General features: G+C 62.5%; 25 protein-coding genes and 1 tRNA gene. 10 read left to right on the forward strand and 16 right to left on the reverse strand.

Annotation, left to right across the window (positions count from 1 at the left end):
- Positions 1-36: 36 nt before the first annotated feature.
- The 11 genes from FHR27_RS17900 to FHR27_RS26725 all read right to left on the reverse strand — a co-directional run bounded on the left by FHR27_RS17900 (position 37) and on the right by FHR27_RS26725 (position 8,395).
- Positions 37-792, reverse strand: a complete 756-nt coding sequence (locus tag FHR27_RS17900) for a substrate-binding periplasmic protein (protein WP_042555457.1) — start codon at positions 790-792, stop codon at positions 37-39.
- A 214-nt stretch (positions 793-1,006) separates the two neighbouring features.
- Positions 1,007-1,777: an imidazole glycerol phosphate synthase subunit HisF gene (gene hisF, locus FHR27_RS17905; protein WP_042555458.1), complete on the reverse strand. Its 771-nt coding sequence runs from the start codon at positions 1,775-1,777 to the stop codon at positions 1,007-1,009.
- Between the two features lie 34 nt (positions 1,778-1,811).
- Positions 1,812-2,549, reverse strand: coding sequence for a 1-(5-phosphoribosyl)-5-[(5-phosphoribosylamino)methylideneamino]imidazole-4-carboxamide isomerase (gene hisA, locus FHR27_RS17910; protein WP_042555459.1), 738 nt, complete (start codon positions 2,547-2,549; stop codon positions 1,812-1,814).
- 37 nt (positions 2,550-2,586) lie between these two features.
- Complete coding sequence (locus FHR27_RS17915; protein ID WP_042555460.1) at positions 2,587-2,841, reverse strand: DUF2164 domain-containing protein; 255 nt, start codon at positions 2,839-2,841, stop codon at positions 2,587-2,589.
- On the reverse strand, positions 2,841-3,479 hold the full coding sequence (hisH, locus tag FHR27_RS17920; protein WP_042555461.1) for an imidazole glycerol phosphate synthase subunit HisH: 639 nt from the start codon (positions 3,477-3,479) through the stop codon (positions 2,841-2,843). Before hisH ends, FHR27_RS17915 begins: the two co-directional genes overlap by 1 nt.
- Positions 3,479-4,072, reverse strand: a complete 594-nt coding sequence (hisB, locus tag FHR27_RS17925) for an imidazoleglycerol-phosphate dehydratase HisB (protein ID WP_042555462.1) — start codon at positions 4,070-4,072, stop codon at positions 3,479-3,481. The genes hisH and hisB overlap by 1 nt, the downstream gene beginning before the upstream one ends.
- 183 nt (positions 4,073-4,255) lie before the next feature.
- Positions 4,256-5,914 carry an OFA family MFS transporter gene (locus FHR27_RS17930; protein WP_042555463.1) on the reverse strand — a complete coding sequence of 553 codons (1,659 nt, stop codon included), beginning with the start codon at positions 5,912-5,914 and terminating at the stop codon, positions 4,256-4,258.
- A gap of 251 nt (positions 5,915-6,165) precedes the next feature.
- Positions 6,166-6,525: a hypothetical protein gene (locus FHR27_RS17935; RefSeq protein WP_179539191.1), complete on the reverse strand. Its 360-nt coding sequence runs from the start codon at positions 6,523-6,525 to the stop codon at positions 6,166-6,168.
- 3 nt (positions 6,526-6,528) lie between these two features.
- On the reverse strand, positions 6,529-6,969 hold the full coding sequence (locus tag FHR27_RS17940) for a roadblock/LC7 domain-containing protein (protein WP_042555465.1): 441 nt from the start codon (positions 6,967-6,969) through the stop codon (positions 6,529-6,531).
- A 2-nt stretch (positions 6,970-6,971) separates the two neighbouring features.
- A complete protein-coding gene (locus FHR27_RS17945) occupies positions 6,972-7,508 on the reverse strand; it encodes a GTP-binding protein (protein ID WP_042555466.1) in 537 nt (178 codons plus the stop codon).
- Positions 7,505-8,395: a hypothetical protein gene (locus FHR27_RS26725; RefSeq protein ID WP_218878500.1), complete on the reverse strand. Its 891-nt coding sequence runs from the start codon at positions 8,393-8,395 to the stop codon at positions 7,505-7,507. The genes FHR27_RS17945 and FHR27_RS26725 overlap by 4 nt, the downstream gene beginning before the upstream one ends.
- A 287-nt stretch (positions 8,396-8,682) precedes the next feature.
- On the opposite strand from FHR27_RS26725, the gene FHR27_RS17950 reads away from it, so the two are divergent.
- From FHR27_RS17950 to FHR27_RS17980, 7 genes are all read left to right on the forward strand, one after another.
- The gene (locus tag FHR27_RS17950; RefSeq protein WP_179539192.1) at positions 8,683-9,918 is read left to right on the forward strand and encodes a winged helix-turn-helix domain-containing protein; all 1,236 of its coding nucleotides are present in this window, start codon (positions 8,683-8,685) and stop codon (positions 9,916-9,918) included.
- A gap of 57 nt (positions 9,919-9,975) precedes the next feature.
- Positions 9,976-11,082: an NAD(P)/FAD-dependent oxidoreductase gene (locus tag FHR27_RS17955; RefSeq protein ID WP_042555468.1), complete on the forward strand. Its 1,107-nt coding sequence runs from the start codon at positions 9,976-9,978 to the stop codon at positions 11,080-11,082.
- 66 nt (positions 11,083-11,148) lie between these two features.
- Positions 11,149-13,377: an AsmA family protein gene (locus FHR27_RS17960; RefSeq protein ID WP_042555469.1), complete on the forward strand. Its 2,229-nt coding sequence runs from the start codon at positions 11,149-11,151 to the stop codon at positions 13,375-13,377.
- Positions 13,374-14,441, forward strand: a complete 1,068-nt coding sequence (mutY, locus tag FHR27_RS17965) for an A/G-specific adenine glycosylase (RefSeq protein WP_042555470.1) — start codon at positions 13,374-13,376, stop codon at positions 14,439-14,441. The genes FHR27_RS17960 and mutY overlap by 4 nt, the downstream gene beginning before the upstream one ends.
- Positions 14,438-14,710, forward strand: a complete 273-nt coding sequence (locus FHR27_RS17970; protein WP_042555471.1) for an oxidative damage protection protein — start codon at positions 14,438-14,440, stop codon at positions 14,708-14,710. The genes mutY and FHR27_RS17970 overlap by 4 nt, the downstream gene beginning before the upstream one ends.
- 89 nt (positions 14,711-14,799) lie before the next feature.
- Positions 14,800-14,875: transfer RNA gene (locus FHR27_RS17975), tRNA-Phe, on the forward strand.
- A 182-nt stretch (positions 14,876-15,057) separates the two neighbouring features.
- On the forward strand, positions 15,058-15,243 hold the full coding sequence (locus FHR27_RS17980; protein ID WP_042555472.1) for a hypothetical protein: 186 nt from the start codon (positions 15,058-15,060) through the stop codon (positions 15,241-15,243).
- A 971-nt stretch (positions 15,244-16,214) separates the two neighbouring features.
- Here the strand turns inward: FHR27_RS17980 and FHR27_RS17985 are convergent.
- Genes FHR27_RS17985 through FHR27_RS18005 form a run of 5 tightly spaced genes read right to left on the reverse strand, consistent with a single transcriptional unit; the run spans position 16,215 to position 22,731 of the window.
- On the reverse strand, positions 16,215-16,589 hold the full coding sequence (locus FHR27_RS17985) for a response regulator (RefSeq protein WP_042555473.1): 375 nt from the start codon (positions 16,587-16,589) through the stop codon (positions 16,215-16,217).
- Positions 16,590-16,648: 59 nt separating this feature from the next.
- On the reverse strand, positions 16,649-17,851 hold the full coding sequence (locus tag FHR27_RS17990) for a hybrid sensor histidine kinase/response regulator (protein ID WP_042555474.1): 1,203 nt from the start codon (positions 17,849-17,851) through the stop codon (positions 16,649-16,651).
- Positions 17,845-18,432: a chemotaxis protein CheB gene (locus FHR27_RS17995; protein ID WP_179539193.1), complete on the reverse strand. Its 588-nt coding sequence runs from the start codon at positions 18,430-18,432 to the stop codon at positions 17,845-17,847. Before FHR27_RS17995 ends, FHR27_RS17990 begins: the two co-directional genes overlap by 7 nt.
- Positions 18,429-19,247, reverse strand: coding sequence for a CheR family methyltransferase (locus FHR27_RS18000; RefSeq protein ID WP_179539194.1), 819 nt, complete (start codon positions 19,245-19,247; stop codon positions 18,429-18,431). The genes FHR27_RS17995 and FHR27_RS18000 overlap by 4 nt, the downstream gene beginning before the upstream one ends.
- Before the next feature lies 1 nt (position 19,248).
- On the reverse strand, positions 19,249-22,731 hold the full coding sequence (locus tag FHR27_RS18005; RefSeq protein WP_179539195.1) for a response regulator: 3,483 nt from the start codon (positions 22,729-22,731) through the stop codon (positions 19,249-19,251).
- A gap of 370 nt (positions 22,732-23,101) precedes the next feature.
- Between FHR27_RS18005 and FHR27_RS18010 the strand changes: the two genes are divergently transcribed.
- From FHR27_RS18010 to FHR27_RS18020, 3 genes are all read left to right on the forward strand, one after another.
- Positions 23,102-23,497, forward strand: a complete 396-nt coding sequence (locus FHR27_RS18010) for a response regulator (RefSeq protein WP_264650062.1) — start codon at positions 23,102-23,104, stop codon at positions 23,495-23,497.
- A 272-nt stretch (positions 23,498-23,769) separates the two neighbouring features.
- Positions 23,770-24,543: an ABC transporter ATP-binding protein gene (locus FHR27_RS18015; RefSeq protein WP_179539196.1), complete on the forward strand. Its 774-nt coding sequence runs from the start codon at positions 23,770-23,772 to the stop codon at positions 24,541-24,543.
- An 18-nt stretch (positions 24,544-24,561) separates the two neighbouring features.
- Entirely contained in the window at positions 24,562-25,314 is a 753-nt protein-coding gene (locus tag FHR27_RS18020) for an ABC transporter substrate-binding protein (RefSeq protein WP_042555479.1), read from the forward strand.
- Positions 25,315-25,357: the final 43 nt, after the last annotated feature.

Raw genomic sequence — 25,357 nt, forward strand, 5'->3', positions numbered from 1 at the left:
TAGCGCTCGCGACGTGCAGCTAAATGACCTTCATGCCTAAAGATAACTGTTGAGGATTTTGTCGACGTAACCCTCAGCGCGCATCTTGTCCAATTCCGACTGCAGCTTCTGTACCACCTCGTCCGGCACGTCCTTGTTAAGGGCCAGATAGAGCTGTGCACTGTTGAAACGCAGAACGGTTTTCAAGCCACTGACACCTTCCTGACGTGCCAGATAACGGCCAGCAGGATCACCGGTGGCCCACAGGTCGATCTGACCGCTCTCGAGCTTCTTGGCATTTTCCTGATCGCGTAACGAAGTAATCGGCTTCAGCCCCTGCTTCTCCAGGTGCTCGGCGATGGCATCGCCCTTGTAAGCGCCGATCCGGTACTGCTTGGCCTGCTGCAGGTTGTTGACCACCAGGGTGCTGTCGCCACGGGCGAGCAGTATCCAGTCGTCCGGGCCGATCGGCCCGACCCATTTGAACAGTTCCTCGCGCTCAGGCAGACGCGCGGTCACGAACACGCCGTAGCCGGGCTTTTCCAGTGCGAGTTTATAGATGCGGTCCCAGGGGAAGCGCAGAGTGAGGCTGTAGGACACGCCGGCACGCTTGAACATCTCGCGCACCACATCGACGGCGATCCCGTCGATGTTGTCTTCCTGCGCGAAGTTCTTGCCATTGATCGCCATGTTGTACGGCGGGAAGTTTTCCGTCAGCAACACCACGTTGTAGTTCGGATCGATTTCGGCGCGCGCCGCCGATGTCATCAAAAGCAGGGCACCCGCCGCTGCCAACCACAGACGTTTCCACATGTACTCGACTACCTGTCAATTCAGAGCGTTGACGGACGGCCGGAAAGGTCACGCCCGGTGCGACCAGGCGATTCGCTCATACTACCGGGCTAGACGCCCTGGCTCGAGACCAATCCCTGTCACACGAGTGCTAGCTTAGCGCCATTAGCGGGCATCCAAAAGCGCAAATGCACCAAGTTGGACGTGTGGCACATCCAACCCGCACAGGAGGTGCTCAACGCACCACGATACCGCGGCTGGCCATGTAGGCCTTGGCCTCCGGCACGGTGTATTCACCGAAGTGGAAGATGCTCGCAGCCAGCACCGCCGCCGCCTTGCCTTCGATGATGCCATCGGCCAGATGCTGCAGGTTGCCGACACCACCGGAAGCGATCACCGGAATGCCGACGGCCTCGCTGATGGCCCGGGTCACGCCGAGGTCGTAACCACTCTTGACGCCGTCCTGATCCATGCTGGTCAGAAGGATTTCGCCTGCGCCCAGGCCCTCCATCTTCTGCGCCCAGGCCACGGCATCGAGGCCGGTGGGCTTGCGCCCGCCGTGGGTGAAGATTTCCCAGCGCGGCGTTTCACCCGGGCCGGAGACCCTCTTGGCATCGATGGCGACGACGATGCACTGCGAACCGAAGCGCGAAGCCGCCTCGCCGACGAACTCGGGGGTGAACACTGCGGCGGTGTTGATCGAGACCTTGTCGGCACCGGCGTTGAGCAGGTTGCGAATGTCCATCACGGTACGCACGCCGCCGCCCACGGTCAGCGGGATGAAGACCTGGCTGGCCATGCGCTCGACGGTGTGCAGCGTGGTATCGCGACCATCGACGCTGGCGGTGATGTCGAGAAAGGTAATCTCGTCGGCGCCCTGCTCGTCGTATCGGCGAGCGATCTCCACCGGGTCGCCGGCGTCGCGGATGTTCTCGAACTTGACGCCCTTGACCACACGGCCGTTGTCCACGTCGAGGCAAGGAATGATGCGTTTGGCCAATGCCATGGTGTTTCTCCGAAATACGGCGTCAGGCGGATGCTCAGCCCTTGAAGTTGTCGCAGAAAGCCTGCGCTTCAGCGACATCCAGGGTGCCTTCGTAGATGGCACGGCCAGTGATGGCGCCGATGATGCCGGGCGAACGGGCCAGCAGCAGCTTCTCGACATCGCCCAGGTTGTGGATACCGCCCGAGGCGATCACCGGAATACGGCTGGCGGCCGCCAGGGCCGCCGTGGCCTCGACGTTGCAGCCCTGCATCATGCCGTCCTTGGCGATGTCGGTGTAGACGATCGCCGAGACGCCATCGGCCTCGAAGCGCTTGGCCAGGTCGGTGGCCTGCACGGTGCTGACTTCAGCCCAGCCGTCGGTGGCGACGAAACCGTCCTTGGCGTCCAGACCGACGATCACCTTGCCTGGGAAGGCCTTGCAGGCATCGGTCACGAACTGCGGATCTTTCACCGCCTTGGTGCCGATGATCACGTAGCTGACGCCTGCCTTGACGTAATGCTCGATGGTTTCCAGAGAGCGGATACCGCCGCCGATCTGGATCGGCAGCTTCGGATAGCGTTTGGCGATGGCAGTGACCACGTCGCCGTTGACAGGCTTGCCTTCGAACGCACCGTTGAGGTCGACCAGATGCAGACGACGGCAACCGCCTTCGACCCACTTGGCAGCCATGCTCACCGGGTCATCGGAAAACACCGTGGAGTCTTCCATACGGCCCTGACGCAGACGCACACAGGCGCCGTCCTTGAGGTCGATAGCGGGGATAATCAGCATCTGTACACCTTGTTCAGTTCAATCAGCGTGGCTGGAATCAATCTTTCTCGAGCGCCCACAGGTCGACTTCGAGGCTTTCGAAGCGTTCGCGCAGCAGACCGTGCGCATCGTTGACCGCCCGGTTGTAGTAATGCGGCGCCACTTCACGGCCAAACAGTTCGAGCAGCTCCAGCACCTCGAAGGAACCCAGCTCCAGCTCGTAACGGTCGGCCAGGAAGCGCTGCAGCTTGTGCACCGCATCGCTTTCCTGCTCGGGCGTGAGCGTGAGGATCGGGCTCTTGAGCCTGGCCATTACCAGCGGCCATCCCAAGCGGCGAAGTTCTGCAGCAGTTGCAGGCCGTGGGTGTGGCTCTTTTCGGGGTGAAACTGCACGGCGAAGCGCGAACCATCGGCCAGGGCAGCGGCGAAATCCTTGCCGTAATGCCCACGGCCAACGACCTGCTGCGCCTTGCCGGCTTCGATGTAATAGCTGTGCACGAAGTAGAAGCGCGCCTGATCCGGAATGCTGTGCCACAGCGGGTGATTGACCGCCTGGCTCACTTCGTTCCAGCCCATATGCGGCACCTTGAGTGGCTCGCCGTCCTCGACCATGCTCTTGCCGAAGAAACGCACCTGGCCGGGGAAGAGGCCGATGCAGTCGACGCCGTCGTTCTCCTCGCTGCGCTCGAGCAGCGCCTGCATGCCGACGCAGATGCCGAGGAACGGACGGTCCTGGCTGACTTCACGCACCAGCTCATCGAAGCCCAGGCGGCGGATCTCGGCCATGCAATCACGGATCGCACCGACACCGGGAAACACCACGCGGTCGGCTTCGCGAATTACCTGAGCGTCACTGGTCACCAGCACCCGGCCGGCACCAACGTGCTCCAGCGCCTTGGCCACCGAGTGCAGGTTGCCCATGCCATAGTCGATGACTGCAACCGTCTGCATCAGAGCACGCCCTTGGTCGATGGCATCTGCCCGGCCATGCGCGGGTCAAGCTCCACGGCCATGCGCAGCGCGCGGCCGAAGGCCTTGAACACGGTTTCGATCTGGTGGTGGGTATTCACGCCACGCAGGTTGTCGATGTGCAGGCTGACCTGAGCGTGGTTGACGAAACCCTGGAAGAACTCCTGGAACAGGTCGACATCGAAGCCGCCGACTACCGCGCGGGTGAACGGCACGTGCATCTGCAGGCCCGGACGCCCCGAGAAATCGATGACCACGCGCGACAGCGCTTCATCCAACGGCACGTAGGAATGGCCATAACGGGTCATGCCCTTCTTGTCGCCGACCGCTTTGGCGAACGCCTGGCCGAGGGTGATACCGACATCCTCGACGGTGTGGTGGTCGTCGATCTCAAGGTCGCCCTTGCAGAAAATGTCGAGATCGATCAGGCCATGGCGGGCGATCTGGTCGAGCATGTGCTCGAAAAATGGCACACCGGTATCGAACTTGGACTTGCCGGTACCATCCAGATTGATCGAGACCTTGATCTGGGTCTCCAGGGTATTGCGCTCGACGGATGCCGTACGTTCGGCCATCACCTGCTCCACAAAATCGTTGGGCGAAAGGGCCGCCATTATAGGCTGATAAGCAGCGAACCTATAAAGCCACACGGCAAAAATGGACGAAAAACGCGTGAGGCCTGGCTGGAAAAAGTGACACCCACAAAAAATCCCGCGGGTGCACAGGGCACCGGCGGGATTTTTACCAACGACGAACCGTTACTGGAACAGCACGACGGTCTTCTGCAGGGTCACCCACACACCCCAGGCCAGCGGGATACCCACGGCCAGCCAGGCAGCGATGACCAGCGGCTTGCTCGACGGATCGGCAGCCCACTCCAGTTCACTGGCGCTCGGTGCGGATTTTTCGCCGTGAGCACGCTCAGCGGCCAGCTGTTCTTCGGTCATGAAGTACTTCGGATCCACCGGGCGAACCAGCAGGTTGCAGATGAAGCCCAGAACCAGCAAGCCAGCGAGAATGTACAGGGTGATGTCGTAGGCAGCAGCGCGCTCGACACCGATGCTCAGCTGATATTCACGCAGGTAGTTCACCAGTACCGGACCCAGCACGCCAGCGAACGCCCAGGCGGTCAGCAGGCGACCGTGGATGGCGCCAACCATCTGAGTACCGAACAGGTCCGCCAGGTAGGCCGGAACGGTTGCGAAACCACCACCGTACATGGACAGGATCAGGCAGAAAGCGAATACGAACAGCGCGATGCTGCCCAGGTGACCGGTCCACGGAACCAGCGCGTACAGGGCGAAACCCAGCGCGAAGAACACGAAGTAGGTCGCTTTACGGCCGATCAGGTCGGAGAACGATGCCCAGAAGAAACGGCCACCGATGTTGAACAGGCTCAGCAGGCCGGTGAAGCCGGCAGCGATTGCGGCGATCTGCAGCAACTGATCCTTGCTCAGCTCACTGAACGGCACGTTCACGCCGATCAGCTTGCCACCGAACACTTCCTGCAGCATGGGCGAAGCCATGCCGATGATGCCGATACCAGCGGATACGTTCAGGCACAGAACCGCCCAGACCAGCCAGAATTGCGGGGTCTTCCACGCGGTGTTCACGTGTACGTGGCCCTTGGTGATCATGGCGTTGTTGGCCTTGGCTGCCGGGGCGACCCAGCCTGCCGGCTTCCAGCCAGTCGGCGGAACGCGGTAGGACAGTGCGCCACCGACCATGAAGACGAAGTAGATCACCGCCATGACCACGAAGCTCTGCCATACACCGACGTCAGTTTCGCTGGAGAAGTGACCCATCAGTGCTGCAGCCAGGGGAGCACCGACCATCGCGCCGCCACCGAAGCCCATGATGGCCATACCGGTCGCCATGCCGCGCTTGTCCGGGAACCACTTGATCAGGGTCGATACCGGGGAGATGTAGCCCAGGCCCAGACCGATACCGCCGATCACGCCGGAACCCACCCACATCAACCAGATCTGGTGCGTGTAGATACCGAGCGCGGAGATCAGCAGACCACCACACCAGCAAACGGCGGAAACAAGGCCGGCCTTGCGCGGACCAGCGTGCTCCAGCCAACCGCCCCACACGGCAGCCGCACAACCCAGGAATACGAAGAACAGCGTGTAGATCCAGCCCAGCATGGAGATCTGCCAATCGCAGTTGCTGGCGAAGATCTGCTCGAAGAAGCCGATGTCCGGCGCACAGGCGACGGCAGCATCGATACCGATGGCTTTCGACAACGGCAGCCAGAATACGGAAAATCCGTAGGCCATGCCGATGCACAGGTGGATGGCGAGGGCAGCTGGCGGAACCAGCCAGCGGTTGAAACCGGGCTTAGCGATGATGCGCGCCTTGGAAAGGAACGCAGGGGTCGCTGAAGCACCGTTTTGCACGATGGCGTCAGTCATTTTTTCTTCTCTGAGTTTAAGTTGGCAAACAAGACGATTACTTGCGAGGCCCGAAATAGAGGCCTCACTACACAGCACATATATTTCAGCGAATCATTCGCAGCTAGCATGACGCTAGAGTTCCCGCGTCATTGTGTCACATAGCCATAGCGGTTGTGCAGCCACCAAAACGGCACTTTTCAGCGTCTGAGACGCCTTTCTCAGGCTTCCCGACAGCCGACAGCCCCCTAGAGCTGTCAGCTGACTGGAAATCAGATGGCGATCTGACCTTCGACGGCCTGGAGCTTGCGACGCGCCAGCGCCAGATTCGCCTTGGAACGGTCCAGTACGTAGTACATGAACAACTCCTGAGTACTGGTCAGCGGGCGGATCAGGTGGTACTGGGTGCCCAGGGTGATCAGGATGTCCTCGATGTTTTCATTCAGGCCCAGCATCTTCATGGTTTTCAGCTTGGCGCGTACCACTTCGGTGTTGCCGCCGGCGGCGATATCCAGGTCGATGCCCTGGCCGACCGAACCGAGCAGCATGCCGCTGGAGTAGTCCACGACGGCAGCAGCCAATGCACCATCGACTTCGAGCAACTGGTTGAGGTTTTCAGTAATGCTGGTCACAGATCATTCCTTTACGCTGGTGAGTGTAGGTGCGACGCCAACTTCGATGGACGTCTGCAGTGAAGTGGCCATGGCTCTGGCCGCGTTCTTGATTGCCCAGAGGGCGTGTCCGTAAGTCACGTCCTTGCTCATGACCATGAGCAGGACCAGGTTGCGCTTGGGTGTGTGCACCTGCCGGCAGAGCACCAGCCCCAACTCGCATTCCAGTACCGTGCCCTCCAGGCCACCCAGGGAAAACTCCTTGGCGATCGACTTGCTCAGGCCATCCAGTGCAGCGGCCATGGCGGTCGCCTTGCGCCCCAGTTGGGGCTCTGCGCCAAGCAGCGCGATGGGGAAACCGTCGGCTGAAGACACCGCCGCCATTACCAGATGCTCGGTGCCATCCTTCAGCTCCTGAAGATGCTGCAGACAGAGGCTGCGCAGCGTGGGCATGGCCTGAGACATGGTCAGAAGTTCTCCATCAGTTGATTGACTTCGGCATTGGCGATCAGCGATTCGATGAGCAGCAGGACATTGGAGCGCTCACGCACGTCGGTGATGAACAGCGGCAGTGCGAGGCCACGCTGGCGCAGCAACTGCTGGTAAGGCCCCAGCACTTCGGCTGCCGGCAAACGGGTGTGGCCGATGCCGATGACCAGCGCGCCGCGCCCGGCCAATTCGGCGAAGGCGTCGAGGTAGACGGCCAGCTGGCCACAGGCATCCTGGTCACCGTGGTCGAGCAGCAACACCGCCCCCATGGCCCCTTCGGCGAGGATCGTCCACATGAAATCGAAACGCGCCTGCCCGGGAATGCCATACAGCGCGACGGTTTCGCCATCGCTCAGGTGAATCTCGCCGTAGTCCATGGCAACGGTGGTGGTCGCCTTGGCATTGACCTCGAGGTCATTGTTCTCGGCCTCGGTGGAAACCGTGGCGATATCGCTGACCGCATTGATGGCAGTGGTCTTGCCCGAGCCCATGGGGCCGATAAAAAGGATCTTCATGCCTGTTTCGACTTCCCATAGCCCAGCCCGAGGCGCATGCGCAGGCGTTGCAACAATGTTTTTTCCGCCGGCGCCGCCACGGCAACGTCCTGGCGCTCCACCCGGGCGTCGAGGCCCATGCCGCAACATTTGCAGGCGAACAGGAATGCCTGCACCTGCTCCCGGCTCGCCCCCGAGAACGCGACACCGCGCTCGATGCTCGCGAACTGCCGGGTATACAGCGCCGCCAGACGCAACAGGGGCGGCGAACTCTGCCATTCGCTCAACAGTGGCCAGGCACCGAGCCGGAAGGTGGCATCGTGAGCGCGAAAATCACCGCCGATCTGCTCACCACGCACCAATGCCAACGACCAGAGCAGACTCTTGAAGGAAAAACGCTGAGGAAACTGGGAGAGCTCGCCAAGCGGGACCAGTGCCAGGGGCTCCGGGTCGCCGCCAACCGCAGCGAGACACTGCAGGGCCGAAGCGAAGTCAGGCTGCCGAGTCAGCACCAGGTCATCCCTGGGCACGATGATCAGATCATCGCCAACGCGGTAGAGACGCTCGGCGGACAAAGCCGCCAACCGCTCACAGAGCTCGGCAACCGCAACCTCGCCCGGTTGCCGCTGCTTTTCGTAATCGACCAGCAACTCGAGAAGTCCGAACAGCCGCAACGGCCACTCGATAGCATGCGCCGGCTGCAGCTGCGCGCCAATGCGCCGCTGCACCTGCGCACGTTCGTCGTGTTCATCACGGCCACGCAGGATCAGCAGCTCTGCGTGATCGCTTTCCCCCACGTAGACCCACGACTGTGCCGTACGCCCCTTGAGCATCTTCAGTTGCTGAGTAAGCAGTCCCTGCTCGTGAGAGGTCAGCCCTTTACAGGCAATTCGCAGTGCAGCGGACATGGAGATTTATCTGAAAAGGTGGTGAAGGCCGGCAACTCGCGCTACACCCAGTGACGTAGCGAAAAGAAATGCAGACCAAAAGGCAAATATTAAATGGCCATCACACAACAACCTTGATCAAAACATGACGATGGCAATTTGGAACCGAGTTCTCTGCCCGCCAATCAATAGTGCGCTAAATATTGCCCACCACTGCGGAGTGCCTTCCCAGCCGCCTGACGACCTGAGCCGTATAGATGTCTATTGCCACGACTTGCACGCCTGAAAGAATCGGACTGACCGTCGCCATGAATGGTGATGCCTGCCTGCATGGCACGCCGCTGCAGCTGCCACCCAAGGAATGCGGAGTACTGCGCCTGCTGCTGCGCAGCTGGCCTGCGCAGGTTTCCAAACAGGACTTCGACCTGCATCTCTGGCATGGCGGCATGACCGACGAGGGCCTGGCCAGGGCCGTGGCCAACCTGCGCCGCCTGCTGAGCCCGATCCCGGGGCTGGCCATACGCTCCGTCTACGGTCGCGGCTATCAACTGGTGATTCAGGCGCAGGCATCGAACGCGAAGCACCAGACGGGCGCTAACGTCGCCCTGCTGGAAACGCTCGATTACGCCCACCAACGCATGCAACTGGGCAGCGAAGCTTCGCTGAACAAGGCCAACGGGCTGATTCGAGAGGTGATGCAGAACGCCCCCAGCCTGCTGGAAGCCAAGGTCGCCCACGCACAGTGCCTGGCTGACATGGTCGCGAGCGGCCGTGACCTGTCGCCAGAGGAGCTGGATCGGGCCATCGAACTGCTCGACGAGGTTGGCCGCGAAGCACCCGGCCTGACCGGCATCAATACCCTCAAGGCGCACCTGCTCGACTGTGCCTGGCGATTCGACGAAGCACGCCCCCTGCACCTGCTGGCCGTGCAAAAAGACCCTGAGAATGCCAAAGGCCACTTTCACCACGGCTGGCACCTGATTGCCTGCGGCGCAGTCGAGACGGCCATACAGGTACTGCAACACGCTCAGACGCTGGCGCCCTACTCCCTGCCGATCACCCTGCTGCTCGCACACGCCAGCCTGATCGCCGACGATCAGCCACAGTTCAGCCGCTGGGTGGATAAAGCGCATCATGACCACCCGGAAAATCCCAAGGCCGCCATCTGGCGCCTGAGCCGCGACGCCATCCAGAAACCCCACGAGGGGCTGCTGGCGCGCGCCCGCCAGATAACGCCGGGCGAGCAAGCCTGGACCTTCACGACCGCCTCCCTGACCTTCGTGCTGGCCCGCTGCGGCGCCGATGACGAAGCGCGGCGCCTGATCGAGCGTCACGCCCCCACGGACCGCAGCCAGCAGGCCCTGCTGGCGTCGACCTACTTGTTGCTCGACGAACCCGACCAGGCCATGTCCGTGGTGCAGCAGGCCGCCCATGCGAACTGCGGCTTTTTGCCGATACTGCTGCGCACGCCGACGCTTGCAGGCCTGTACGGCTTGCCCGAATACCCGGCATTGCAACAACGTGTCTTCGCCAGGCTGCCGTGAGGGCCAACGCTCACGGCCTCTTGCTACGCTCTGCACTCACCCCACCGGAAAGCAGCCATGGACAGCATCGACACCTTGATAATCGGCGCTGGCGCGCTTGGCCTGGCCTGCGCGGCACGCCTGGCGGAGCCTGGACGCAGCACGCTGATCGTCGAACAGGAAACCCTGGTAGGCAGCCATACCTCCAGCCGCAATTCGGAAGTCATCCACGCCGGCATCTACTACCCACCGGGCTCCTTAAAAGCCGAACTGTGTCTCGAAGGCCGCGAACGCCTGTACGCCTGGTGCGAACGATGGCAGGTGCCGCACCGGCGCCTGGGCAAACTGTTGGTGGCGGTGAGCGACGAAGAGCGCGGCAAGCTCGATGCGCTGGCCAACAATGCCCTGGCCAGTGGCGTGGACGCGCTGCAGCCCATCGACAGTGCTCGCCTCCGCGCTCTGGAGCCCGCAGTGCGTGGCGTTGCCGCCCTGCTCTCGCCCAACACCGGCATCATCGACAGCCACGCCTTCCTGCAGTCACTCCTGGCCTGCGCCGAACGCCAGGGCGCCGAACTGGTTTTGCAGACCCGCGTCGACAGCCTCAGCCATGACGGTGATGGCTGGATCGCCAGCGGTATCAGCGCAGGCGAGCCGTTCAGCCTGAAAGCCCAGCGCGTGATCAACGCTGCGGGGCTGTTCGCCCAGCGGTTGGCCCAGCGCACCGATGGCCTTGCGGCGCAGCGCGTTCCACCGCTGCACATGTGCCAGGGCAACTACTTCAACTACAACGGCAAATCGCCGTTCAGCCATCTGGTCTACCCGATGCCCGAGGCCAACACCAGCGGCCTGGGCGTGCATGCCACGCTGGACCTGGCCGGCCAACTGCGCTTCGGCCCCGATACCCGCTACCTCGACAGCATCGACTACCGCGTCGATGAGACCCTGCGCGAAGCCTTCGCCAGCGCCATCCGCCGCTATTTCCCGGCGCTCGACAGCAACCGCCTGGCGCCGGGCTATGCCGGCATTCGGCCAAAACTCAGCGGCCCCGGCGAAGCGGCGGAAGATTTTATGCTGCAAATGCCGGCTGACCATGGTCTATCAGGACTGGTGAATCTGTTCGGTATCGAATCGCCCGGCCTCACGGCAAGCCTGGCCATCGCCGAGCGCATCGCCCACAGGCTTTAGCCGCGGGCGCGCCGTCGGCGTTATACTCGCGGATTCAAATTTCTCGTCACTGCATAGGACTCGTCCATGAAAGCGCTCGGCAAAATCCTGGGTCTGTTCTTCCTCGGACTACTGCTGATCATCGTGGCGTTGGGCTTTGCCCTGACTCACCTCTTCGATCCCAACGACTACAAAGATGAAATCCGCCAACTGGCGCGGGACAAGGCCAACCTCGAGTTGACCCTCAACGGCGACATTGGCTGGAGCCTGTTCCCCTGGCTGGGCCTGGAGCTGACCGACGCCACGCTGGCCAGCGCCAGCACGCCGGACAAACCCTTCGCCAACCTGCGCCTGCTCGGCCTCTCGGTGCGCGTGCTGCCGCTGCTGCGCAAGGAAGTGCAGATGAGCGACATCCGCGTCGATGGCCTCAACCTCGACCTGCAGCGCGACGAGAATGGCCACGGCAACTGGGAAGACGTCGGCCGCCCTGCCGCCAAGCCAGGCGCAACACCGGCCGAGCAGACCGCAGCCGGTGAGCCGCAGCAGCCGCAATCCGAACCTGCCCAGGACAGCGGCGCCCCAATCAAGCTGGACATCGACAGCCTGATCGTCAACGGCGCCCGCGTGGACTACCGCGATGCCCAGAAGGGCCAGCAATTCAGCGCCGAAAGCATCCAGCTCACCACCGGCGCGATTCGCGAAGGCGCCGGGGTGCCGATCAAGCTCAGTGCTTTCTTCGGCAGCAACCAGCCAGTGATGCGCGCACGTACCGAACTGCAGGGCGAACTGCGTTTCGACCGCGTACTCAAGCGCTATCAGCTCGAAGACGCACGCCTGTCCGGCGAGGCGTCCGGCGAGCCGTTCAATGGCCAAACCCTCACCTACGCCGCCCAGGGCCAACTGCTGGTCGACCTGGCGGCCCAAGTGGCCGAGTGGAACGGCCTGAAGCTCTCGGCCAATCAGTTGCGCGCCCTGGGCGAGTTGAAGATTCGCGATCTGCAGAGCGAACCCAAGCTGTCCGGCGGCCTGTCCGTCGCCCCGGTCAACCTGCGCGAATTCCTCGCCAGCCTCGGCCAGAAACTGCCGCCGATGAGCGATGAGAAGACCCTGTCGCAGTTCGAACTGGTGACCAAGCTCGGCGGCACGCCGAGCAGCCTGGCGCTGGACGAGCTGACCCTCAAGCTCGACGAAAGCACCTTCACGGGCAAGATCGCCGTCGCCGATTTCGCCAAGCAGGCGCTGCGCGTGCAGCTCAAGGGCGACAAGCTGAACCTCGACCGATACCTGCCACCGGCGAGCAAGGACAAGAAGGACAGCGATACCGCTCGCAAGGCCGAAGTGCGTGAAACCGTCGCCAACGCCGGGCAGGCCGGCAGCACGCCGGTGCCCAACGCGCCGACCCAGCAGGCCTGGAGTTCGAGCGAAGTGCTGCCGATCCCCACGCTACGCAAACTCGACCTGCAAGCCACCCTCAACCTCGAGCAACTGACGGTGCACAAGCAGGCCATCGACAAGTTCAGCGTCAAGGCTCGGAGTCAGGGCGGCACGCTGAATCTGGAAGAGCTGCGTGGCAACCTCGGCGGCGGCAATTTCACCATCAAGGCCGACGCCGACGTGCGCCCGGCCGTGCCCGTGCTCAGCTTGCACACGCAACTGAACGGCATCCCGGTCGAGCCCTTCCTCAAGGACGAACAGCGCCCCTCGCCGCTCAAGGGGCTGCTCGACCTGAAGAGCGACCTGACCACCAGCGGCAATAGCCAGAAGGCCTGGATCGACGCACTCAACGGCACCGCCAGCTTCCTGCTCAACAACGGTGTGCTGGTCGACGCCAACCTCGAACAACAGCTGTGCCGAGGCATCGCCACCCTCAACCGGAAATCGCTGAGCAGCGACCCGCGCAGCAAGGACACCCCGTTCGAGCGCCTGCAGGGCAGCCTCAACATCCGCAACGGCGTGGCCAGCAACCCGGATCTGCAAGCGCGCATCCCCGGGCTCGCCGTGACCGGCGACGGCGACCTCGACCTGCGCGTGCTGGGCCTGGACTACCGCGTCGGCATCACCATCGAAGGCGACCAGCGCGAAATGCCGGACCCTGCCTGCGAGGTCAACCGTCGCTACGCTGGCGTGGCCTGGCCGCTGCATTGCCGCGGCCCGCTGGAGCTGGGCGCCAAGGCCTGCCGCCTGGACCAGGAAGGCATGGGCAAGGTAGCCGCCAAACTGGCAGGCGATCGCATCAACGAAAAACTCGAAGAGAAGCTCGGTGACAAGGTCAGCCCCGAACTGAAAGACGCACTCAAGGGCCTGTTCAACCGATGACACCCGAGCAATTCTCCAGCGCGGTACTGCGCTGGTACGACACCCACGGACGCAAGGACCTGCCCTGGCAGCAGGACATCACGCCCTACCGCGTGTGGGTGTCGGAAATCATGCTGCAGCAGACCCAGGTCAGCACCGTGCTCGGCTACTTCGACCGGTTCATGAGCGCGCTGCCCACCGTGCGTGACCTGGCCGAAGCCCCGGAAGACGAAGTGCTGCACCTGTGGACCGGCCTGGGCTACTACACCCGCGCCCGCAACCTGCAGAAGACCGCACAGATCGTCATGCGTGAACACGGCGGCGAATTCCCCCGCGATGTCGAGGCGCTTACCGAACTGCCCGGCATCGGCCGCTCCACCGCCGGCGCCATCGCCAGCCTGAGCATGGGCCTGCGGGCGCCGATTCTCGACGGCAACGTCAAACGCGTGCTGGCCCGCTACGTGGCTCAGGAAGGCTACCCAGGCGAGCCCAAGGTGGCCAGACAGCTGTGGGCCGTGGCCGAGCGTTTTTTACCCGAAGAACGCGTCAACCACTACACCCAGGCGATGATGGACCTGGGCGCCACGCTGTGCACCCGCAGCAAGCCCACCTGCCTGCTCTGCCCGGTGCAGAGCGGCTGCGAAGCGCACCTGCTGGGCCTGGAGATCCGCTACCCGATCCCCAAACCACGCAAAGAAGTGCCGCAGAAGCGCACGTTAATGCCGATGCTCGCCAGCCGCGATGGCGCCATCCTGCTCTATCGACGCCCTTCGACGGGTCTCTGGGGAGGTTTATGGAGCCTCCCAGAGCTCGACGATATCGACGCCCTGGCTGCACTTGCCGATCAGCACCAGTTAAGCCTCGGTGAACGTCGCCAGCTCGACGGCCTGACCCACACCTTCAGCCACTTCCAGTTGGCCATCGAACCCTGGCTGATCGAAGTCGACGGCGTTCCCGGTTACGTGGCCGAGGCCGACTGGCTCTGGTATAACCTCGCCACCCCGCCGCGCCTGGGCCTCGCCGCTCCGGTGAAGAAACTGCTCAAACGCGCGGCCGACGCACTGCATACAGGAGAAATGGCATGACCCGCACCGTGATGTGCCGCAAGCACAAACAAGAACTGCCCGGCCTGGATCGCGCGCCCTACCCTGGCGCCAAAGGCGAAGACATCTACCAGAACGTCTCCAAGCAGGCCTGGGAAGAATGGCAGAAGCACCAGACCCTGCTGATCAACGAGCGTCGCCTGAACATGATGAACGCCGAAGATCGCAAATTCCTGCAGGCCGAGATGGACAAGTTCCTGTCCGGCGAAGACTACGCACAAGCGGAAGGCTACGTTCCACCCAGCGAATAAGGCCTGAAGACGTAAGCGCCCGGAATATTTAAATATTTTCCAAAAAACGTTTGACAGCAAAAGGTGAAAACCGTCTAATACGCCCCGTTGCCCAGGTAGCTCAGTCGGTAGAGCAGGGGATTGAAAATCCCCGTGTCGGCGGTTCGATTCCGTCCCTGGGCACCACCTTTCTTCTCAGGTGGTGCCAGCATCACATGAGAAAATAGAGAACCGGCCTTGAGCCGGTTTTTTATTGCCTGCGAAAAAGTACCGTCCAGCCGACAGCCTGAACACGCCTGCGCAACACCTCCTCCAAATGCACGGACCTCGCGCTTTCATGCCGAGCCTCATCGCAGCCGGAGCCAGCCATGCATATCCAAATTGCCCTGAATGCCGCCAACGACCCGAAGCTTCCTGCGGTCGATCCCCACGAAGAGCCGATCAACGATCCGGGTAACGAAGACCCGGGCTCCATCGTCGATGACCCGGATAGTCCGTTCAGCCCGCAGCGGCCCATCCAGGAGCCCGGGAAGCCTGCTCCGGAAAAGCGCTGAATGTCCGGCCGCCAGGGTTGAGCGTTGCGATACCCGGGAAAGCAGGTATTCACACAGGGTGAGGGGTGGACCGTCAACGCAGCGGTCTGGGTTTGTGGGAACGGGCGGGAAACCTGATTCATGCCCGGGATTTTTCGCGCGCATGGCGCGCTCCCACGAAGATGTGCACAGGGCATCGGATCGGGGAGCGCCTTCACTCAAGCTGCGGGCTATCAGGCCAGCCTGGGATGGGTTTGTGGGAACGTCGGGGACGCCTGGTCCAGGCACATGATTTTTCGCGCGCATGGCGCGCTCCCACACGAAGATGTGCACAGGGCATCGGATCGGGGCGCGCCTTCACCCAAGCTGCGGGCTATCAGGCCAGTCTGGGATGGGTTTGTGGGAACGGGCGGGAGGCCTGGTCCATACCCATGATTTTCGCGCGCATGGCGCGCTCCCACACGAAGATGTGCACAGGGCATCGGATCGGGGAGCACCTTCACCCAAGCTGCGGGCTATCAGGCAAGTCTGGGATGGGTTTGTGGGGACGGGCGGGAGGCCTGGTCCATGCCCGGGATTTTCGCGCGCATGGCGCGCTCCCACACGAAGATGTGCACAGGGCAACGGATCGGGGAGCGCCTTCACCCAAGCTGCGGGCTATCAGGCCAGTCTGGGATGGGTTTGTGGGAACGGGCGGGAGGCCTGGTCCATGCCCGGGATTTTTCGCGCGCATGGCGCGCTCCCACACGAAGATGTGCGCAGGGCATCGGATCGGGGAGCGCCTTCAACTAAGCAGCGGGCTATCAGGCCGGTCTGGGATGGGTTTGTGGGACGGGCGGGAAGGCTGGTCCAGGCCCGGGATTTTTCGCGCGCATGGCGCGCTCCCACGAAGATGTGCGCAGGACATTAGATCGGGGAGCACCTTCACCCAAGCTCCGGGCTATCTGGCCAGGCTGAAATGAGATTGTGGGAGCGCGCGGCCGTCTCGCCCCTCAATCAAGCAGATGGGCGATCTGCGTGCTCAGGGTTTCCAGCGTGAAGGGCTTGCTCAGCAGTGGGGCGGAGTCGAGCAGTGCGCTGCCGGTTTCGCGGACTTCGGCGGGGTGGCCGCTGATGAAGATGACCTTCAGATCCGGGCGCAGCAGCAGTGCCGGTTCGGCAATGCGCACGCCGGAGACGCCGCCCGGCAGACGGAAGTCGGTGATCAACAGATCGAGGTGCGGCTTGGTGGCGAGGATGGCGAAGGCATCGGTGGCGCAATCGGCCTTCATTACGCTATAGCCCTCGCCCTGCAGGTATTCAGCCAGCAGCATGAGCAGGAGCGGATCGTCTTCGACGATCAGTACGGTTCGTGTGGGTTGGTTCATTGCCCTGCTCCTGGCTCTCTTTTTTACTCCTTCGCTTCGACCTTGCCGGCGGAGTGAGTTCAACCTATATCTGCGCGCTTGCTCTGTGGCAGCCACACGCTGAACAGCGAGCCCTGCCCCAGGCTGCTCTGCACTTCGATGCGCCCGCCATGCGCCTTGACGATCTGGTCGGAGATGAACAGCCCGAGGCCCAACCCCGCCACCGACTCGCTGCTCACCGCACGCTCGAACTGCTGGAAGATGCGCCGCTGGTTTTCCTCGGAGATGCCAATGCCGTGATCGCGAACCTCGACACGCACGCCACCTTCGTCAGCGCGCGCCCGGACCTCGATGGGCCGACCCGAGCCGTAGCGCAGGGCGTTGCTGAGCAGGTTGCTGATCACCTGCTCGATCCTGAACTGATCCCAACTGCCGCGCAGCACGCCGTCACTGTCGAGTTGCAGGGCGCAGCCTGCCACGGCCATCTGCTGGGCGAAGTTCTCGGCCACGTTGCGCACGGTTTGCGCCAGGTCGAACTCCACAGGGCGAATCGACAGCTTGCCGGTGCGGATGCGCGACACGTCGAGCATGTCTTCGATCAGGCGGATCAGGCTGTGGATCTGCCGCTCGTCGCGGTCGAACATGGCGCCGAGCTTGTCTTCACTGAACGCCGTCATGTTGCCTTTGGCCAGGTGCATCTTGCGCAGCTGGGTGTCGAGGATCAGGCCATTGAGGGGCGTGCGCAGCTCATGGGAGACGATGGACATGAAGTCGTCACGCATGCGCACCGCGTGCTGCAATTCGCCCTGGGTGGAGCGCAGTTCGGCGAGCAGGGCGTCCTGCTCCTCCCGCGAGCGTTTCAGGGCCTCGAGCTGCTGGGCCATGATCTTGCGCTGCTGATAGAGGTCGACGAACACCGCCACCTTGCTCTGCACCGCCTGGATGTCCAGCGGCTTGTAGAGGAAGTCCACGGCACCGCTTTCGTAGCCCTTGAACGCGTAGTTCATCTCGCGCCCGGCAGCGCTGACGAAGACGATCGGGATGTGCTTGGTCTTTTCCGTGCCGCGCATCAGCTCGGCCAGCTCGAAGCCGTTCATGCCCGGCATCTGCACATCGAGAATGGCCAGCGCGAACTCATGCTCGAGCAACAATACCAGCGCATCGTCGGCGCACTGGGCCTGGAACACCTCACGGTCTTCGCGGCGGATCAGCGCGTCCAGTGCCAGCAGGTTCTCCGGCAGGTCATCGACGATCAGTAGTTTGCATCCGGTGCTACTCAACATGGGCGTGAGTCCAGTTCGGCTAGCAATGCGAGAATGCCCCGCAAAGAAAGAATGTAATCGGGACGATGCAGCGCCAGAGCCGCTTCGGGCATGGTGGGAACCTGCGCCTCCTGCGGATCCTGCACCACGGTCACACCACCCCGCTGCTTTATTGTGTTTAGGCCGGCGGCGCCATCCTGGTTGGCGCCGGTCAGCAATATGCCCATCACGTTGGCGCCATAGGTATCGGCCGCCGACTCGAAAAGGTAATCGATCGATGGCCGCGAATAGTGCAGCGGCTCGTCACGACTATAGGAAAAGCATCCATCGGCTTCGATGCACAGGTGATAACCCGGTGCTGCAAAGTACAACGTTCCCGGCTGCAGCGCTTCCTTGTCCTGCGCCTCCTTGACCCGCAACGCCAGGCGCCGGGCGAACAGCGCGGGCAACAGGCTCTCGCGGCTGTCGGGCAGATGCAGCACCACCACCAGCGGCAGACCGTAGTTGGCGGGCAGCCCCTCGAACAGCATCAGCAACGCCTCGACACCACCTGCCGAGGCGCCGATCACCACCGCTTCGAGTTGCCGCGGATTCGCGCTCATAGCTTGCGAAACACCCGTTCCTGTCGATTCAAGGCTTCGAAATGCCCCGCATACGCGGAAAAATCCAGGCTTTCCTTGCTGCCCAGGCCAAGGAACCCGCGGTGGCCAAGGGACTCATGGAACAGCCCGAAGGCGCGATCCTGCAGGGACTTGTTGAAGTAGATCAGCACATTGCGACAGGAGATGAACTGGGTCTCGGAAAACACGCTGTCGGTCGCCAGGCTGTGGTCGGCGAACGTCACGTTGGCACACAGGAAGCGCTCGAACAGCGCGCCATCGTAGGCAGCGGTGTAGTAGTCGGAGAGCGAGCCCTTGCCACCCGAGCGCTGATAGTTCTCGCTGTACAGGCGCATGCTGTCGATGGGAAAGATGCCCTTCTTGGCCTTTTCCAGCGAGTGCGGATTGATGTCCGTGGCGTAGATGATCGAGCGCTCCAGCAACCCTTCCTCGTGCAGCAGAATGGCCAGGGAATACACCTCTTCACCGGTGCTGCAACCCGCTACCCAGAGCTTGAGCGATGGGTAGGTGCGCAAGAACGGCACCACCTCCTGGCGCAGCGCCAGGAAGTAGGACGGGTCGCGGAACATCTCGCTGACCGGAATGGTGAGGAACTGCAGCAACTGCATGAACGCAGACGAATCATGGATGATCCGCGCCTGCAGTTCGGAAATGCTCGCGCAGTCGAACTGGCGCATGGCGTGCACCATCCGGCGCTTCAGCGAAGAGCCGGAGTAGTCGCGAAAATCGTAGCTGTACTGCAGGTAGATCGCCTCGATCAGCAGACGCAGCTCGATATCCTGCGTACGGTCGGACATCTCAGATACGCTCCAGCTTCGGCAGCCAGACGCGGATCAGCGAGAACAGGCGATCCAGGTCGATGGGCTTGGCCAGGTAATCGTTGGCACCGGCCTTCATGCACAGGTCCTGGTCGTCCTTCATCGCCTTGGCGGTCACCGAGATGATCGGCAGCTTGCGCCAGCGCGGGTTTTCGCGAATGCGTCGGGTGGCTTCGTAGCCATCCATCTCCGGCATCATCACGTCCATCAGCACCAGGTCGATATCGCTCACCGCCTCCAGCTTGTCGATGGCTTCGCGACCGTTGCGCGCCACTTCCACCTGGGCGCCCTTCTGCTCCAGGGCACTGGTGAGGGCGAAGATGTTGCGTACGTCGTCATCGACCACCAGGATGCGCCGGCCTTCGAACACACGGTCGCGGCTGCGGGCGGTCTTGAGCATGGTCTGCCGCTCGCTGGACAGCTCCGACTCGACCATGTGCAGGAACAGGGTGACCTCGTCGAGCAAGCGCTCCGGCGAGCGCGCGCCCTTGATGATGATCGAGCGCGAGTACTTGAGCAGCTCGGCTTCCTCGGCGCGGGTCAGGTTGCGCCCGGTGTAGACGATCACCGGCGGGAAGCTGCGGATGTGCTCGCTGCCCATGCGCGCCAATAGCTCGTCGCCCTGCATGTCCGGCAGTTTGAGGTCGATGATCATGCAATCGAAGATGTGATGGCGCAGTTGCTCCAGCGCCTGCTCGCCGAACTCGACGGCGACGATTTCGATGTCGTCGTCACCGATCAGGCGGGCGATGCTGTCGCGCTGCAGCTTGTCGTCCTCGACCACCAGCACGCGCTTCATCTTCTGGGTCAGGCGGGCTTCGAGCTTGCTGAACACGCCCTTGAGCTGGTCACGGGTGGCCGGCTTCAGCGCATAACCGACGGCGCCCATCTGCAAAGCGGCCTCGGCCATGTCTTCGACGGAAATCACGTGCACCGGAATATGCCGGGTGCCGGGATTTTCCTTGAGGCGCTGCAGCACCGACAGACCGGAAACGTCCGGCAGGCGCATGTCGAGCAGAATGGCGTCGGGGTGATGGGTGGTGGCCAGGTCGAGGCCATCCTCGGCGCAATGGGCGACCAGGCAGCGGTAATCCAGCTCATGGGCCAGGTCATAGAGGATATGAGCGAACTGCGGCTCGTCCTCGATCACCAGCACGCTGCGGCCGCCGAGCACCGACATGCCACGGTCGTCCAGGAAGGTCGGCACGGCGTTTTCCACCACTACATCCTTCACCGGTTTGACGGGCTCGGGCGCACGCGGCGCATGGCTGCGAGAGAAGACGACCGGTGCAGCCGGCAGCTCATCGGTGTCGGCCTCCAGAGGCGAATAGCTTTGCGGCAGCACCAGGGTGAATACGCTGCCCTCGCCCAGCACGCTGGACACGCTGATCGAGCCGCCCAGCAGCACGGCCAGATCGCGGGAGATCGAAAGGCCCAGGCCGGTGCCGCCAAAACGGCGATTGGTGGTGCCATCGGCCTGGCGGAAGGCCTCGAAGATGTACTCCTGCTGATCGGCCTGAATGCCGATGCCACTGTCGCGCACGGCGAACGCCACGCCCTCGTCGACCCGGCTGACGGTCAGGCTGACCGAGCCCTGCTCGGTGAACTTGATGGCGTTGGAAAGCAGGTTCTTGAGGATCTGCTCGACGCGCAGACGATCAGTGTACAGCGAGCGCGGCACGTCTTCGCCGACCTGCACGTTGAAGCCCAGGTGCTTCTCGCCGGCCAGTGGCTGGAAGGTGCCCTCCAGGCTCTCGGCCAGGCGCACCACGTTGGCGTTTTCGGGGCGCAGGTCGAGCTTGCCGGCCTCGACCTTGGAGATGTCGAGGATGTCGTTGATCAGGTTGAGCAGGTCGTTGCCGGCCGAATAGATCGAGTCGGCGAACTTCACCTGCTCGGCGTCCAGATTGCCCTTGGGGTTGTCGGACAGCAGCTTGGCCAGGATCAGCGAACTGTTGAGCGGCGTGCGCAGCTCGTGGGACATGTTGGCGAGGAATTCGGACTTGTAACGGCTGGCGCGCTGCAGCTCTTCGGCGCGCTCTTCCAGCTGCTGCTGGGCAACGCGCAGGGCGCTGTTGCGGTCATCCAGGGCGTCACGCTGCGAAGACAACTGCTCGTTGGTCTGTTCCAGTTCCGCCTGCTGGGTCTCGAGGTGCGCCTGGGACTCCTTGAGCGCGCGGGACTGTTCTTCCAGTTCCTCGTTGGCGGTCTTGAGCTCTTCCTGCTGTACCTGCAGCTCCTCGTTGAGCTGTTGGGTTTCGGCGAGAATCTCCTGCAGGCGGTGGCGATAGCGAGCCGCTTCGACCGAAGCGCCGATGCTGGAAGCGATCTGCTTGAGGAACTCGCCGTCGCGCTCGCTCAGCGTGCGCAGAAAGCCCAGCTCGATGACGCCGTTGACTTCACCGTCGTTGTCGATGGGCAGCAGCGCCACGGTCAGCGGCTCGCCCTGGCCGAGCCCCGAACTGACCTTGAGGTAATCGGCTGGCAAGTGATCCAGGGTCAGCAGGCGACGGCTTTGCGCCACCTGGCCGACCAGACCTTCGGTGCTGTAGAAGGACTGTTCGGCCTTCTCCTGCTCACGGGAAAACCCGTAGGACGCGACGCGACGCAGGCCGCCATGCTCCTCGCGCACATAAAGAGCACCGACTGCGGCCCCCAGATGGCTGGCGAGAAACTCCAGCATGTTGCGGCCCAGCACCGGCAGCGCCTGCTGGCCGATCAGCCGCTCGGACATGTCGGTCTGGCCGTTGCGCAGCCAGGCCTGGGCCTGCAGACGTTCGTTGTGCTCATCCTGTTTCTTGAGGATGGCGCCATAGGTGTTGGTGAGGCTCAACAGCTCGCGACGCCCGAACAGCGCCAGCGAGCCGCTGAACAGCAGCGTGAAGAGCAGGAACAGGACGATGGTGACGGTCGCCGTGCTGCTGGCCGCATCGTTGCGCTCCTTGCGCAGGCGCTGCTCGTGGGCGACGAAGTCCGCGTACTCGGCACGAATGGCGTCGGTCAGTTGCTTGCCGCGACCATCACGCACCGGGTCGATGAAATTGCCGCCCTCGCGCTTGGCGGTGATCGCCGTCTGCGCAAAGTTGCTCCACTCGTCCTGCAGCGCCGCGATGGCGCGCAGGCGATCGACCTGCACCGGGTTGTCCGAAACCAGCTCGGAGAGAATCTCCATCTCCGCCTTGATCCGCGGCTTGGCGACTTCGAACGGCTGCAGGAAGCGCACATCGCCAGACAGCAGATAACCGCGAAACCCGGTCTCCTGGTCGATCGACAGTTTCAGGCCCTCATTGGCGTTGTTGAGCACCCGGTCGGTGTGCTGCACCCAGCCCAGCACGTTGAGCAGATAGCCGATCAGCACCACGAAGAAGATCGCGCTGACCACCCCCACCCCAAGCGGCAAGGCGACGTTGCGCCTGAGAATGCGCTTGAAGCTGTTCTCATCGATGGAAGAGGTGTTGGTCATCGGAAATCCCTGGCCGCGGTTGGCTGATGCATGAGGCTGCATGGTGGTTCGGTAAACGGGTGATGGTAATGCGCTAGCAGAAGTTAATCCAACGATCAGCGCTCAATGGCCCGCGCGCTTGGATGGTGCGCGCAGGCGCCAGGTTCGACTTATTTTTTCGTGATGCGTGACGCACGCCACGCTCGCACGGGCCAACCTGTAAATACGGTAATTTTCAGCCCAGCGGCATCTCCACGGTGCAGATCAAGCCCGCAATTCGTGCCATGCTAAACGACCTGCCGTCCACCCGGCTCCGAGGCTCGATCGAATGCAGGGCCAACCGCCCGGCTTTTCGACCTGCAGTTTCATCATCCCTTACAGAGGTAACGCTGTGTCCGACCAAGCTCCCAACGCATCGCCTGCCGGCCAGCGCATCCTGCTGGTGGAAGATTCCGATGTGGTGCGCATGCTCACCGTGGAAGTGCTCGAAGAACTCGACTATCAGGTGAGCGAAGCCGCCGAGGCGCTACAGGCTCTGGAGATACTGCGTAGCGATGAACACATCGACCTGCTGATGACCGACATCGGCCTGCCCGGCATGAACGGCCAGGAGCTCGCCGTCGCGGCTCGCCAACTGCGCCCGGAGCTGAAAGTGCTGTTCGCCAGCGGCTATGCGGAAAGCGTCGAGATCGACAAGAGCGAGCCGGCTACCCGCACCGACATCATTGGCAAACCTTTTTCTCTCGATGCCCTGCGCGACAAGGTACAAGGCATGCTCGGCAACTGACAGTTCAGGCCTCGGATCGGCCAAACCGCGTACTGGCACTGGAATTGCGAGGCGGATGTGAGTAGGGTTCGCGTCTTTTTGAAAATGCAGCCTGCGTTCTCCCTGTTTTTGCGGCGGGGCGACAAGCAACTGCGCTGATGCGACACCCCCCGCAACCGTAGCGGCAGCGGGCCAGCACCAACTTGGCGCCCCCAGGTGCCTATGCTAGGTTTGCAGCCCACAGCCCTGCCGTACACGGATCCAATCCGCACAAGAATCAAGAGGACTGCTCGATGGCCGAGGCCACGCCCGCGCTGGAAATCCGCAATCTGCACAAACGCTATGGCGACCTCGAAGTGCTCAAGGGCGTTTCCCTTACCGCACGCGACGGCGATGTGATTTCCATCCTTGGCTCGTCCGGCTCGGGCAAGTCGACCTTCCTGCGCTGCATCAACCTGCTCGAGAACCCTCATCAGGGCCAGATCATCGTGGCCGGTGAAGAGCTCAAGCTGAAGAGCCAGAAGAACGGCGAACTGGTCGCCGCCGACAGCCGACAGATCAATCGCCTGCGCAGCGAAATCGGTTTCGTGTTCCAGAACTTCAACCTGTGGCCGCACATGACCGTGCTGGACAACATCATCGAAGCGCCGCGCCGCGTGCTCGGCAAGAGCAAGGCCGAAGCCACCGAGATCGCCGAGGCGCTGCTGGCCAAGGTCGGCATCGCCGACAAGCGCCACGCCTACCCCAACCAGCTTTCCGGCGGCCAGCAGCAACGCGCGGCCATCGCTCGCACCCTGGCCATGCAGCCGAAGGTGATCCTGTTCGACGAACCGACTTCGGCGCTCGACCCGGAAATGGTACAAGAAGTGCTTAATGTGATCCGCGCGCTCGCCGACGAAGGTCGCACCATGCTGCTGGTGACCCACGAGATGAACTTCGCCCGCCAGGTTTCCAGTGAAGTGGTTTTCCTGCATCAGGGTGTGGTGGAGGAACAGGGGTCGCCGCAACAGGTGTTCGACAACCCCGTATCGGTGCGTTGCAAACAATTCATGTCCAGCAATCGTTAAAACACGGAGCAATCACGCATGCATAGCTATAAAAAGATTCTGCTGGCAGCTGCCGCCACCCTGGCTTTCGGCACCAGTGCCGTCGCTGCCGACAAACTGAAGATCGGTACCGAAGGCGCCTACCCGCCCTTCAACCTCATCGACGCCAGCGGCCAGGTCGGCGGCTTCGACGTGGAAATCGCCCAGGCCCTGTGCGCCAAGATGAAGGCCGAATGCGAAGTGGTCACCTCCGACTGGGACGGCATCATCCCGGCCCTGAACGCCAAGAAGTTCGACTTCCTGGTCGCCTCCATGTCGATCACCGAAGAGCGCCAGCAAGCGGTCGATTTCACCGACCCGTATTACACCAACAAACTGCAGTTCATCGCGCCCAAGAGCAGTGACTTCAAGAGCGACAAAGCCAGCCTGAAAGGCAAGGTGATCGGTGCCCAGCGCGCGACCATCGCCGGTACCTGGCTGGAAGACAACCTCGATGGCGTGGTCGACATCAAGCTCTACGACACCCAGGAAAACGCCTACCTCGATCTGGCTTCCGGCCGCGTCGACGGCGTGCTGGCCGACACCTTCGTGAACTGGGAATGGCTCAAGAGCGACGCCGGCAAGGACTTCGAATTCAAGGGCGACCCGGTATTCGACAACGACAAGATCGGCATTGCCGTGCGCAAGGGTGATGCCCTGCGCGAGCGTCTGAACAAGGCCCTGGCCGAAGTCGTCGCCGATGGTACCTACAAGAAGATCAACGACAAGTACTTCCCCTTCAGCATCTACTAAGCAGCCTGCCCGCGTCGTCGATGACGGCGCGGGCGCTTGAGTT

Origin of the sequence: Pseudomonas flavescens (assembly GCF_013408425.1) — a bacterium.
Classification (GTDB): domain Bacteria; phylum Pseudomonadota; class Gammaproteobacteria; order Pseudomonadales; family Pseudomonadaceae; genus Aquipseudomonas; species Aquipseudomonas fulva_A.